The organism is Paenibacillus sp. WC2504, assembly GCF_052682475.1.
Genome location: NZ_JBQZFH010000001.1, coordinates 3,097,933 through 3,110,389, shown reverse-complemented (window position 1 = coordinate 3,110,389; position 12,457 = coordinate 3,097,933). Strand labels below are relative to the sequence as shown.

Here is a 12,457-nt window from a genome sequence, read left to right as displayed (position 1 = left end):
ATAAAACAAGCGTCGGACAAAAGCGCCGACGCTTGACATTTATGTTTATTATACGCAGTTTCTCGACATTATGCAAGATAATTGACGAGCAACATAAAACTTTTACATAAAACACATCCGGTTTACCACACATTTTTCCTGCGGAAAATCATAAGAAGCCCCGCTGCAACAAGGATCAAAGCGATTACATATATCCCTAATTTGACAAGCAGCGTGATTCCGAAAAGTACAGCTGAAAGGATACCAAGCACTAGTGCGCCGATCCACACCCCACGGTCGCTTCCACGATCAAACAGATGCAACTCATATAATCCGATGGCTACGCCGAGTATGAATCCTGGCCAGAGATAGCTCATTGAACCCCAACCAAATATATTGCAGAAAAAGAACATCAAACCATATGTCGTCAAAATACCTCCAGGGACAAGCACGCCTGCCGGCCAAGTGCGATTAAAAAACAAAATGTGAAAAAGCAGTCCGGGTGCAAGCAAAACAAGAGGCCAGAAGAAGGAAAAAATAAAGTGAATAACGCCTAATTTCCCAAGAAGCAATAATACGGCCAGGCCAATTAACAGGATACCGATGGAGTAGCTATTTCTAGCCATAACAATTCCCTCCTATTTCACTTGTCAATTCGATGTCACTTTCGACACCATTCAACAAGTAGTTTATCGTACCTTGCTCAAAATTGCTAGCCTGCAAGCTATTTGCGGGTACGCCGTTTTTTGCGTTCAATTACCTTCCTTGGGGCATACTTAAAGGCGTGCTGCCTGATTTCCCTCGATCTAGCAGGTCTGCATACGTTCAACATGGGAGGCCACATGAAATCTTTATCTGAAAATGAAAAGAAAAAACGAAAACCACTCTGGACCAAAGCCTTTCTCGTCACATCATTGTCCAATTTACTGCTCTTTTTTAGCTTTCAAATGCTGATCCCAACCATTCCTACACATATATCGCAGTTAGGGGGGAATGACTTTCAAGTCGGGCTCGTTATCGGTATTTTTACCATTTCCTCACTTCTAACCCGCCCATTTGCCGGCAGAGCGCTTGACCTCCTAGGTAGAAAGCACGTGTTGCTAGTTGGCTTAACGATCTGTGCGCTTACGATAGCCGGCTATTCGTATATGGCTGTCATTACACTCATTCTTGCCGCGCGATTCGTTCACGGGATTGGTTGGGGCATATCTACGACATCCTTAGGAACGGTAATCGCTGATATCATTCCGCCCGAACGGCGCGGGGAAGGTATGGGATATTACGGATTATCCAATACGTTTGCCATGGCGCTTGCTCCTCTTACCGGATTATGGATTATGCAAACCTACAGTTTCCATCGCGTTCTTTTGATTTCTACACTGCTGGCTGTGCTCTCCTTATTTAGTTCACTTTTTATTTCCTACTCCAAACCTTTTCCTGTCGAAAAGTCAGTTCAAAAGCCGAAGCTAATTGATCGCCTATGGGAACGTACGGCTTTGCTCCCCTCCATTTTACTGCTGTGTACGGCCATTTGTTATGGAGGGATCGTGACTTTCATCACTTTGTTCGGCCTTGAAGCCGGTATTTCTAATGTAGGTTGTTTTTTTCTATGCAATGCTTCCATGGTGCTCATTGTACGACCTATAACTGGCGTGCTTTTTGATCGAAAAGGACCTGAATGGGTGCTGCTGCCTGGAGCACTTTTCACGATAACCGGACTGCTTCTGCTTTCATACGCTCACACAGAACTCAGCTTGGCAATTGCGGCACTTTGCTATGGGATCGGCTTTGGTTCCATTCAGCCTGCCTTGCAGGCATGGACGATTGCTCGCGCAGCCCCTAATCGGCGTGGCGCGGCCAACGGAACCTTCTTCTCCGCCAACGACTTAGGCATAGGACTGGGTGCCATGGTTCTTGGCGCTTTGGCGAACTTAAGTGGCAGCTATGCGCTCATGTACCGCTTCTCAAGCGTACTAATCATTGTGTTTCTGCTTATATACGGATGGAGCTTTTGGCACGTTTGGCGCAGCATCCAGCTTCCACAGCGATAAGGAATGTAACGGACTCTGCCGCTACGCTGAGGTTCTCCTGCCAAAAAAAACCGCTTCGCTGGATAAGACCAGCTTGGCGGTTTCTGTTCCCTATTCGTTTCTTGTTTTTAATTGCATCAATCTCAACCATTTCACGGATACCCCAATCACAATGACAAGCGCGGATGCTACAATCGGAATCCAAACATGTAGAAACTCGTAATCGTGAAGGAACCAATCGATCATTTTCTCGTCTTTTACGAACATTTCACCTGCTGTATAGCCAAGAATTCCTGCCCCTAAAAGAACAAGAACCGGATATTTGTGCAGCAAATTCATAACTAGCGTGCTTCCCCAAATGATGATCGGGATACTAAGTCCAATCCCCAATATGACGACCGTATTGTTGCCGTTGCCTTTGGCTGCAATCGCCAGCACGTTGTCAAGACTCATCACGAAATCCGCGACGATAATAGTCCAGATCGCTTTGCCCAGCGTTGAAGCCTCTTTCACATTCGCATGGCTATCATCATCGGTCAGTAGTTTGATGGCAATCCAGAACAATAAGATCGATCCGCCCGCTTGAATATAGGGAATATCGAGAAGGCTTACAGCTACTAATGTCAGCACAAGCCGCAACGCTATGGCTCCGAAAGCCCCCCACCACACGGCCAGCTTACGCTGTTCAACGGGAAGATTTTTACTCGCCAGCGCAATAACAACTGCATTATCGCCGCTAAGCACAATATTTATCAACATAATTTGTAAAAACAATATGAGCGCATCAATCATGCTTTATCTTCCTCCCGGGATGCATGGCAAGCTGGTGAAGAGTGGTGATGAAGTCACCTACTGTTCGGCGCCGTAGAAGCATTTAGAAGAAATGCTGATCGGGCACCTTCTTCATTTGACCATGTACGATTTCAATTGTTTCGGTTTGTTCCACGGCTTTCTGAATTAATTCCGGTAAAAAGTTCATGCCGTTCTCGATTCGCTCGACCATTTGCAGATTCGGATTGGTGCTCGGAGAAGGAGGAAGAAATAAAGAGCAGCAATCTTCATAAGGTAAAATGGAAATCGGGAATGTGCCGATGGTTTCGGCAATTCGAATAATTTCTTGCTTGTCCATCATCATCAGCGGCTGCAAAATCGGCAAGGTAACTACACGGCCGATCACATTCAAGCTTGGCAGCGTTTGACTGGCCACCTGTCCTAAGCTTTCTCCAGTTACCAACGCGCTTAGACCTTCACGATCGGCAATTTGCTCCGCAATGCGATACATAGCTCTTCGGATCAGCGTGACTAATAAGTTATCCTTATATTCACGGTGTATGGACGTCTGCACTTCCGTAAATGGCACGAGGTGCAGCCTGATAGAATCTGTATACCCTGAAAGCTGGTGAGCTAGATCTATCACTTTATCTTTTGCCCGCTCGCTTGTATAAGGATAACTGTGAAAGTGTATCGCTTCGAGAGTCAGCCCTTTTCGCATCCCTAACCACCCTGCTACAGGACTATCAATCCCTCCGGAAAGCATCAGCAGCGCCTTGCCGCTCGTGCCTGCCGGGAATCCGCCCGCTCCCTCGAGAACTTCTGCATACAAAAGGACTTGATCTTCACGAATTTCTACACGAAGTTCGATTTCTGGATGGCGAACATCCACTTGCAAACCAGGGATTGCTTCAAGAATGTAGCCACCGATGAGATAATTCATTTCCTGGGAGTCTAACGGAAAAGATTTATTGACCCTCCGGACATTCACCTTAAAGGTACTTGGAGGTTTAGGAAAATTTTGCATAATGCGCAGTGCAACTTCTTTAATCGCTTCTGGCTCCATAGAAGCATGGTAGGCCGGGCTGAACGATGCCAGTCCAAACACGCGCTGCAAGGCCTCCGAAGCCTCTTCATACGCTGCTCCCCCTAGCTCCACATATACGCGCCCGTACTCCGGAATATACCTCAAATCTGGAAATGCCCCTAAAACTTTACGAATTTGCTTGATGACGCTATGCTCAAAACGCTTACGATTCCTGCCTTTCAGTGTCAATTCACCAAAACGCAAGATTAAACAATCCGGTTTCATTTTTGCTGCCCCTTTCTGGCTGTTGATTTGCTTAACATGGGAGAAAGTTCGTTCACAACTTCCCTAAGTGCTAGCAAAAATTGGTCAATATCCTCTATTTTATGATCATCCGAAAAGCTGACTCTAAGCCCGCTGACCGCTTGCTCACGCGTACACCCTAACGCCAGCATAACTTCACTGGGATCAGTGGCATCTGAAGCACAAGCTGATTTCGTTGAAATATAGATTTGTCTTTGCTCTAACGCATGAACGACAACTTCCGCTTTCATTCCGGTAAAAGCAAAATGGACAATGTGCGGAGCCATCTCCTCATGACGCTCGGATCCCATTAAGGTTAGCTCCGGAATCGTTAGAATACCGTCTACAAGATGACGTCTTAGACGGTATTTATGCTCCAGCTTCGCTGGCAAGTTTTGCATGGATAGGCGCAGCGCCTTGGCCATCCCAACGATGAGCGGAACGTTCTCCGTTCCTGAGCGAAGTCCATCTTCTTGGCCCCCGCCAACGAGCTGCGGTCTCAGCTGCACACCCTCTCTGCGGTACAAAAAGCCCGCCCCTTTGGGTCCGCGAAACTTGTGCGCAGAAACACTGCATAAATCTATGCCCCATTCTTTTATCGAAAATGGAAGTTTTGCGATGCCTTGCACAGCATCTACATGAAACATCACTTTCGGATACTTGGCAAGTAACTGCCCGATCGCCTGAATCGGCTGAATTGTGCCTACTTCGTTATTGACATACATGACGCTGACCAATATGGTATCTTCACAAAGGGCCTCGCGAAGCGTCTCTACTTCCAGACAGCCGTTCCGGTTAACGGGCAAATAGGTTACGCGAAATCCTTCTCGCTCCAAACTAAGGAAAACTTCCTTCACAGATGGGTGTTCAATTTGTGTAGTGATTAGATGCTTGCCTCGGTTCTGATAGTGGTAGGCAGCACCTCGTATGGCTAGATTATTACTCTCCGTTCCTCCGGACGTGCAGATAATACTAGCTGGCACTACGCCTAAAGCTCCCGCAATCACTTCTTTAGCGCTCTGCAGCAGCTTCTCTGCTTGGACACCTAATCCATGAATGGAGGATGGGTTTCCATAATGCAATTTCATAACTTCTGCTATCGTATCGACGACTTCGTTATATGGCGGTGTGGTTGCCGCGTTATCCAAATATAGCATGTTCTTGCTGATTCCCCTTTTTCCATGCCCTGCAGTTGCGCAATCAAAATAATTTCCTTTCATCATTAAAGCTTAAAACTGCTCATAACTCAAGCATACCGACGAACACAAAAAGCCGATCTCCGCATGATTCATGCGAAAATCAGCTTTTTGAAATTGCCGCTTAGAGTGAAAATTTCATCTTATGCCCTAATACCTGAGAAACATATGCTTGCGTTTCCTTCGGTAATTGGTGCAATTTATTAGATAAGTCCTGGTCATTCTTAATACCTAAGCGATCCACACGACCTGGACCGGCATTATACGCAGCAAGAGCAACTCCTTCATTGCCATTGTACTTTTGGATCAGATTGCTCAAGAAATGCGTACCTGCATCCACGTTCTGCTTAGGATCAAACGGATTCGTCACGCCATAGCCGCGTCCGGTGCCGTCCATTAGCTGCATTAAACCTTTAGCGCCAGCCGGGGAAACCGCCTGATGATTGAAATCAGATTCCTGCTGAATGACTGCTTTCACAAGTGATTCATCAACGCCATATTTCGCACTGGCCTCTTTAATCAAATCATCAAACTGTGAAGTAGAAGTCGTGCGGCTCCAACTTTGGTGAGGGGTGTAGGCTTTATTCAAAGCGCCCAAGGAACCAGGTACGTTATTCGCTGTCATCGGATTGAGCAAGGATTGACCGTCAAGACCAGAACCAGAAGCTTGTCCCATTAACGTATTCAGCAGCGTGCTGAAGTCACTGGAATCATCCGTACTGGATGTGTCGGTATCCCCGGATAACAAATTAATTCTCCCCATCACCTGAAGCTGCAGCAGCTCTTTTAGAACTCTTGGATCAATACTGTTCGTGCTGTTCATCCGTCAGACCTCGTTTCGTATATCATTCGTTGTTTTTATTGTACACGTTTTGTGCCCTTCCGACTATCCTAAAATTTCCGTTTCCTCCCTGCGAGCCCCGCAAAATAAAAAAAAGGGACAGTCATTCGACTGTCCCTCTATCCGTTCAAGAGATGTTCTGTTGTAGAAACTCATCTTGCTCCGTCATTTTTCTAACAATTAATCTTGAAATTCGCAAATGATCCGTTTCTTCCACGATGAACAAGAATTCATCGTTATAGGTCACTTGTTGATTCTTGCTAGGCGGAATCTCTGTCTGTGAGTAGATCCAACCGCCAATAGTATCATAATCGTCGGACTCGATATCAAGCCCGAAGTAATCATTCACTTCATCGATCAAGAGCAGACCGTCAATAGAAAACGTGTTCTCATCTTTGATTTCGATCGTTGGACGTTCCTCGTCAAACTCATCCTGAATTTCACCAACGATTTCTTCCATGATGTCTTCCAGTGTGACAAGTCCTGATGTTCCGCCGTATTCATCAATAAGCAGCGCCATCTGGCTCTTTCTTTTTTGCATCATTTTCAGCAAGTCACTGATATGAATGGAGTCCGGCACCGTCGTAATCGGGCGGATAATTTTCTTGATGCCTTTCAAGTTAGCATCCGGCTTGAGCAAATCCTTGATGTGAACGAAGCCGATAATGTTGTCTTTGTCCGGATCACATACCGGATAGCGTGTGCGCATTTCCTTAATCGCTATCGCTAGATTCTCCGAATAAGAAAGCCCTGCATACAAACATTCCATCTCAGTTCTTGGAATCATAATTTCTCTGGCTGTTGTCTCGGCGAATCCGAATATATTATCAACAAGCGTAAGCTCTGTATTATCTATAAGTCCATTTTTGTGACTTTCTTTCATGAGGACGCGAATTTCATCCTCCGTATGCGCCGATTCATGTTCCGTTGTCGGTTCAATGCCGGCGCGGCGAAGCATCCAGTTGGAGATCCCGTTAAGCAACCAAATAAATGGATACATGATTTTGTAAAATAAGACCATCGGTCCCGAGGAAAGCAACGTGATCTGTTCAGCTTTACGAATTGCATAGGTTTTGGGGAATTGCTCGCCCAGTGTAATATGCAAAGTAGTCATCAATGAAAAGGCAATAATAAAGGTAATCGTGTGGAACACCGAATCTGGTAAATTCAGCGGAGCGAATAATGGTTCCAAAATTTTTGCAAAGGTCGGCTCCCCGACATAACCAAGTCCCAACGAAGTAAGTGTAATCCCGAGCTGACAAGCACCTAAGTACGCATCGAGATTGTTCATAATTCCTTGCGCAAATTTCGCATTACGGCGACCTTCATCTACAAGGGAATCAATTCGACTACCTCTTACTTTCACCATCGCGAATTCAGCTGCGACAAAAAAACCATTCAGTAACACCAGTCCAAACATTAATAAGAAGCTAATTAACGTTTCGGGCAAAGGATCTTCCAATACCTTACCTATCCCCTGTCAAGCGCGGTTAGACGCACCAAGGAGAGTAGGTACACCTCCCTTAATTTTAATTTAAAGTTGAATTATCACTTTTCATTATATAATAATACTGTAATCATTCAAAGGTGCGAATATGACTCTTGAAGCCAAATAGTACGAGCAAACGGGAGTATAGGGTTTAAAATGATGCCATAATGAGTCTTAACCCGCTAATTACCCCTCTAAAACACGAAAATACCTGATTTTCTTTCTAAAAAAGAAAAACAAGCCGATATCTCGGCTTGCTTTTCCACCATGTTTGTCCAACACTAAGAGTAAAAAGGAAACAGTAAAAAATAGGCAGCAACAGCTATAAAACCAAGCACAACTGACCAGGTACCGATTCCCTTATTGCCCATCAGGAATGCAATAACCCCTAACACAATGCCCGATACGCCAAGCAGTACAGGCCATACAAAGAGTGAAGCCAACGCGACGAACAAAGCGATGTATCCTACCGCTTTATTGCGCGTAACAGCTTCAACTAAATCGTCGATTTCCTCATCGGAAACATCCGACTTCTGAACCTCTGCATGTTTTGCTTGATAAGGCTCGGCATAATGAATTCTCCGCGAGGGCGCTGTTATCTCGGCTGCATATTCTTCCTTGTTGTTCAAACCACTTTCAGTCCTAAGCTGCTCCCTCTGGAACCGCTCCTTGGTGGTTTTATCCAAATTGCCTCCATGCTGGCGCATGATTACTGCTTCTTCTTTGCTTGAAAGGTGTGGCAGCAAGTGTTCGCGGCTTTGCTCGCTGCATCTTGATGATCGGTATCGAATGATTCCCCTGCAAATTCTTCATTGTAACTGGCGTTGGCATGCTGATCTACTTCAATCATGATGGTTCCTGCGTTGCAGTTGTTACCTTGCGTCCAATATTCGCAGTTGGCAACTGAACATTTTACATCTGGCATAGTCATCACCCCACTAACAATTTGCCCGCTATTAGGGCGAGCTATGCTCAGGCAAGACTGTCAGATAGCACCAAGAACATCGCGTGAGACCATAGCAGCGGCAACGCGGGTTCCCCCCATTTGCCCAACCACTCCGAATACGCAGAAGACTCTCTGAGTTGATCAGGGACTTGTTCAGGAAGGCGTCCAAGGTGATCAGCTTTGCTTATGATCCATTCCAGACAGCGCTGCGCCTCATCACGGTTTCCGAGTTCTACTTGATACAACCCATACCAGGCCGTTAGCAGAAGCCATTCACCGCCGCCATAGTAACGGTCTTCGACATAGCGCTGAATACCCTCGTGTTTCAGTTCACTCTCAATCATTTGTACCGTTTTCCGCATAATAGGCTCGTCTGCTTCGCATACGCCAAATGGAACGGCAAGCCACAGCAGACTTGCATCTACGCCCGTTAAGGCTGGTTTCCATATTTCATCCAGACAGTGAACAGACTTCACAAATCGGCCCTCGTAGACGCAATTGTTAAGGATGAAGTTCTTAACCATAGACGCCTTCTCCAACAGCTGAGGACGCTGCTCTAATTCTCCCAGTGCCTTCAAACCGCCATACACACAGGCCAGCGTTGCAGGATGAACATAATCTGGAAACTCTTCCCAACAATCAAAGTTCGGGTAATGCCAGAACGTCATCAAATAATCAACTGTAATCTCAATACTTTCTCGGAGTTCATTCAGCATCTCTTTATTCCCGGTCGTTTTCACATGTTCCGTAAGTCCCCACAGCCAAGCCCCATAACCATCCAATTGAAAGTGGCCCCATTCCGAAACATCGTCTCGGCCATCCAGATGATATCGTGTCCCCAAAAACTCGGAACGGTCGATCCACTCTTTGTTATTGTGTTTATGTATAAGCGCATCAACATGCGAACGTTTGTTCTTTAATACTCCAGCAACCCATCTATGGAAAAGCGCTGAGCTGTCTGTCTCCCCCACACAATCCATTGCATTTGCTATAAATGTTCCGTCTCGCAGCCAACTGTATGCATAAGGCGGGAAAAGTGGAGATGCGATGTACCCCCCGCGAGGATGCTGATTGCCTTTAATAATCGAGATCGAGTGGTTGATTAACTGTTCACGCTGCATGCACCATGTCCCCTTTTAAAAGAAAAGAGATGCGCTACTAGCCGCATCCCTTATATCTTTTGTAATTTTACATCACAATTATACTTTTTCACCTTGCATACGGCGCTGCGTGATGTAATCTGTCTCATAATAAGCCAGATCTTCGCGAAGCTCTTCGAATACTTTAGACAATTCAATGGTTAAATCTCTCACATCACGGGAAGGCTTTTTGCGGAAACGAATAGCATCTTGTCCGGTATAAGCATAACGCCCATCCTCGGAGTAGCATTCATTCTTAGGATAGAAAAATGTATTCACGCAAGTATGATATACCTCATACAATACTTTTTCCGAAAAATCAACATTAAAAGTTGGTCGTCTCAAGCTTACGCCCAATTTCTCATAGGCCACTTCACAGAAAACTAATAGATGACGCGTATCTTGGAGATAACCACGATAAAATTCATCCATAGCGGGATCATTCTCTACATTGAGTTGTGAAAGCGAATGTTGATTCAGAAACAGCTCCATTTTAGCGGTTGTTTCTTTTAACTTCGTTCGTGTTGAATCACAAATATTTTTGACATTAAAAACAGCCATTTATGAAGACCTCCTCTAATTGCGCTATTCCTATCCTACCATAAATTAACCTGAAAAGGTATATGTAAAACTCCCGATTCCATGCATAAAAGAATCCCTCGAACCTCACTCTAATCAAAGACACTGCATTTGCTGACAGAAGCGGAGAAACGAGTTCAGAAGGAGGACTATCGATGTGGCGTTATCTATCTTCTATTTGTCTAGTTCTTGGATTAGGTTTCGTTCTATTTCCCCACCACTCGAATAACGAGAATACACCTGGTCCTGAGGTTTACAGCGCGAAGTATGAGACGGATCAGAAGCTTTCCTTACTACAGCAAGATGTGAAGTTAACTGATGATTTATGCCGCTCCCAGTGCTCCATTGATTACACCAAGATGATTTCGCAAATTGAATCAGGTGAGTCCGCAGCCAAAGTGCTTGGGGATATGAAGACACAGCATGAAAAAATGGATGTTCTGATTTGGTCAAAAAACAAACAAGCTTTGGATCAAGGGATAAAAGTTGGAGAAATTCCTGCATCCTACAAAGATCAAGCAAGTAAGTATTTAGCGGAAGCCAAAGCAGCTACAGAGTCAGGCAAGCATTATCAGTCACCGAAATTTGGGGCCGCGCAGCAGGTGTTTTTTGTCCAGGGGACTCCATCTACAGACGGTAACTCTTCGCTCATAGGCGTTATTCATCAGGACATTCTTCATCAAGTAACTGACCATCAGATGAAAAATTTACGTCTGGAGCCTTATCCAAACGAAAATCGTTGGAAAGTCGAGTCAGTAGATACAGATACTTTAAAAGACAAAGTGGTGGATCATCCGGAAGATAATCAAGGCACGAGCCACTATCATCAAAACGAAGTTGTCGTTAAGTTCAAGAAAGACCCTACCGAAGCTCAATTATCTCAAATTAAGTCGGAAATCAAAGCCAATTCGATGCAAAAGCTGGGCTACACTTATGTTTTCCGCACGGAAGGCATGGAAGCTAAAGCTTTAATGGCCTATTTTAAAAAATGGGATGTCGCTTATGTTGAGCCTCATTTCTTATATTTGACCAATGATTATTATGATGATCAAGAAGCTTCCGATGCAAAGGATTCAAGCGACTATGCCGATAGCACTGACAGCACAACAAGCCCTGACGAAACAACGAGCATTGCTCCGAATTTCAAGCCTAATGACAATTTGTACAGCAGGTATCAATGGAATCTACCACTGATTGAAACTGAACAAGGTTGGCAGTTAAACCGAGGCACTAAAGATGTCATTGTGGCTGTTGTAGACACAGGAGTGGACTTGCAGCATCCAGATTTAAAAGATAAGCTTCTGCCTGGTTATAATGTGATCAGCAGCGCTGATCAACCGCAGGATGATGTTGGGCACGGAACTCACGTAACAGGAGTCATTGCAGCTCTGGTTAACAATAATTTAGGAGTAGCAGGAATCAGTTGGTATAACAAAGTACTGCCGGTTAAAGTCTTGGATCAAACCGGCGCAGGCAGCACTTATTCCGTGGCTCAAGGCATTATCTGGGCTGCTGATCATGGTGCCAAAGTGATGAATTTAAGTTTAGGCAACTATGCGGATTCCGGATTTCTGCATGATGCTATTAAATATGCCTACGACAAAGACGTGGCATTAATCGCGGCAAGCGGAAATGACAATACGGAACGGCCAGGCTTCCCGGCCGCTTATCCTGAGGTGTTCGCTGTCGCAGCCAGCGATGCAGAGAACAACAAAGCTCCTTTTTCCAATTACGGAGACTATATTGATGTAACGGCGCCGGGTGTGAGTATCGCAAGTACGTATCCTAACAATCAATATGCCGCATTGTCAGGCACTTCCATGGCGAGCCCGCATGTGACAGCATTAGCAGCTTTGATCCGCTCTACAAACCCTAATTTGAAAAATACGGAAGTTTATCAAATAATGAGAGACACTGCACAAGATATTGGTACCCCGGGTCATGATAAATACTTCGGGTATGGTCTGATCGACGTCGTCAAAGCCGTTCAAAAAGCGGAAGAACAACCGAATATCGGATTCGACTGGCCTTCCCGCTGGTTTCGGCAGATGAATCTTGTTTCCAAGAAATATGCAGGAGTTGCCTTGTACAAATAAAAAAAGGCTGCCCTATGGTTTCGATTTATTCGAAACCTAGGGTGGCCTTTTTGCTTGCAAA

Annotated in this window: 12 protein-coding genes; 2 read left to right on the top strand and 10 right to left on the bottom strand. The window is 45.2% G+C overall.

The genetic code is table 11. The features are described 5' to 3' along the window. Positions 1–122: 122 nt before the first annotated feature. The gene (locus tag ACUN27_RS13575) at positions 123–605 is read right to left on the bottom strand and encodes a LiaI-LiaF-like domain-containing protein (protein ID WP_326060565.1); all 483 of its coding nucleotides are present in this window, start codon (positions 603–605) and stop codon (positions 123–125) included. 216 nt (positions 606–821) lie between these two features. On the opposite strand from ACUN27_RS13575, the gene ACUN27_RS13570 reads away from it, so the two are divergent. Next, positions 822–2,030: an MFS transporter gene (locus ACUN27_RS13570; RefSeq protein ID WP_326060566.1), complete on the top strand. Its 1,209-nt coding sequence runs from the start codon at positions 822–824 to the stop codon at positions 2,028–2,030. Positions 2,031–2,120: 90 nt separating this feature from the next. Here ACUN27_RS13570 and ACUN27_RS13565 read toward each other — a convergent pair whose 3' ends face one another. From ACUN27_RS13565 to ACUN27_RS13525, 9 genes are all read right to left on the bottom strand, one after another. Further along, on the bottom strand, positions 2,121–2,801 hold the full coding sequence (locus tag ACUN27_RS13565; protein WP_445559035.1) for a TerC family protein: 681 nt from the start codon (positions 2,799–2,801) through the stop codon (positions 2,121–2,123). 82 nt (positions 2,802–2,883) lie between these two features. After that, a complete protein-coding gene (thiI, locus tag ACUN27_RS13560) occupies positions 2,884–4,092 on the bottom strand; it encodes a tRNA uracil 4-sulfurtransferase ThiI (RefSeq protein WP_315951431.1) in 1,209 nt (402 codons plus the stop codon). After that, positions 4,089–5,267 (bottom strand): cysteine desulfurase family protein, encoded by a 1,179-nt coding sequence (locus tag ACUN27_RS13555; protein ID WP_445559034.1) that lies wholly within the window; start codon positions 5,265–5,267, stop codon positions 4,089–4,091. Before ACUN27_RS13555 ends, thiI begins: the two co-directional genes overlap by 4 nt. 163 nt (positions 5,268–5,430) lie before the next feature. Further along, positions 5,431–6,129 (bottom strand): lytic transglycosylase domain-containing protein, encoded by a 699-nt coding sequence (locus ACUN27_RS13550; RefSeq protein ID WP_326060569.1) that lies wholly within the window; start codon positions 6,127–6,129, stop codon positions 5,431–5,433. Positions 6,130–6,274: 145 nt separating this feature from the next. Then, positions 6,275–7,567, bottom strand: coding sequence for a hemolysin family protein (locus ACUN27_RS13545; protein ID WP_157322301.1), 1,293 nt, complete (start codon positions 7,565–7,567; stop codon positions 6,275–6,277). A 350-nt stretch (positions 7,568–7,917) separates the two neighbouring features. Continuing rightward, complete coding sequence (locus ACUN27_RS13540) at positions 7,918–8,343, bottom strand: hypothetical protein (protein WP_326060570.1); 426 nt, start codon at positions 8,341–8,343, stop codon at positions 7,918–7,920. Positions 8,344–8,345: 2 nt separating this feature from the next. After that, positions 8,346–8,561, bottom strand: a complete 216-nt coding sequence (locus ACUN27_RS13535; RefSeq protein WP_274469359.1) for a DUF1540 domain-containing protein — start codon at positions 8,559–8,561, stop codon at positions 8,346–8,348. Positions 8,562–8,608: 47 nt separating this feature from the next. Beyond that, positions 8,609–9,703 carry a glycoside hydrolase family 15 protein gene (locus ACUN27_RS13530; RefSeq protein ID WP_326060571.1) on the bottom strand — a complete coding sequence of 365 codons (1,095 nt, stop codon included), beginning with the start codon at positions 9,701–9,703 and terminating at the stop codon, positions 8,609–8,611. A 78-nt stretch (positions 9,704–9,781) separates the two neighbouring features. Next, the gene (locus ACUN27_RS13525; RefSeq protein WP_127451891.1) at positions 9,782–10,282 is read right to left on the bottom strand and encodes a YpuI family protein; all 501 of its coding nucleotides are present in this window, start codon (positions 10,280–10,282) and stop codon (positions 9,782–9,784) included. A 173-nt stretch (positions 10,283–10,455) separates the two neighbouring features. Between ACUN27_RS13525 and ACUN27_RS13520 the strand changes: the two genes are divergently transcribed. Next, a complete protein-coding gene (locus ACUN27_RS13520; RefSeq protein ID WP_326060572.1) occupies positions 10,456–12,396 on the top strand; it encodes a S8 family peptidase in 1,941 nt (646 codons plus the stop codon). Positions 12,397–12,457 lie beyond the last annotated feature (61 nt).

Coding starts and splice junctions, on each gene's coding strand:
- ACUN27_RS13545 (WP_157322301.1), bottom strand. CDS start 7,567: ATGTTTGGACTGGTGTTACTGAATGGTTTTTTTGTCGCAGCTGAATTC.
- ACUN27_RS13555 (WP_445559034.1), bottom strand. CDS start 5,267: ATGCTATATTTGGATAACGCGGCAACCACACCGCCATATAACGAAGTC.
- ACUN27_RS13535 (WP_274469359.1), bottom strand. CDS start 8,561: ATGCCAGATGTAAAATGTTCAGTTGCCAACTGCGAATATTGGACGCAA.
- ACUN27_RS13525 (WP_127451891.1), bottom strand. CDS start 10,282: ATGGCTGTTTTTAATGTCAAAAATATTTGTGATTCAACACGAACGAAG.
- ACUN27_RS13520 (WP_326060572.1), top strand. CDS start 10,456: ATGTGGCGTTATCTATCTTCTATTTGTCTAGTTCTTGGATTAGGTTTC.
- ACUN27_RS13550 (WP_326060569.1), bottom strand. CDS start 6,129: ATGAACAGCACGAACAGTATTGATCCAAGAGTTCTAAAAGAGCTGCTG.
- ACUN27_RS13540 (WP_326060570.1), bottom strand. CDS start 8,343: ATGCGCCAGCATGGAGGCAATTTGGATAAAACCACCAAGGAGCGGTTC.
- ACUN27_RS13575 (WP_326060565.1), bottom strand. CDS start 605: ATGGCTAGAAATAGCTACTCCATCGGTATCCTGTTAATTGGCCTGGCC.
- thiI (WP_315951431.1), bottom strand. CDS start 4,092: ATGAAACCGGATTGTTTAATCTTGCGTTTTGGTGAATTGACACTGAAA.
- ACUN27_RS13530 (WP_326060571.1), bottom strand. CDS start 9,703: ATGCAGCGTGAACAGTTAATCAACCACTCGATCTCGATTATTAAAGGC.
- ACUN27_RS13565 (WP_445559035.1), bottom strand. CDS start 2,801: ATGATTGATGCGCTCATATTGTTTTTACAAATTATGTTGATAAATATT.
- ACUN27_RS13570 (WP_326060566.1), top strand. CDS start 822: ATGAAATCTTTATCTGAAAATGAAAAGAAAAAACGAAAACCACTCTGG.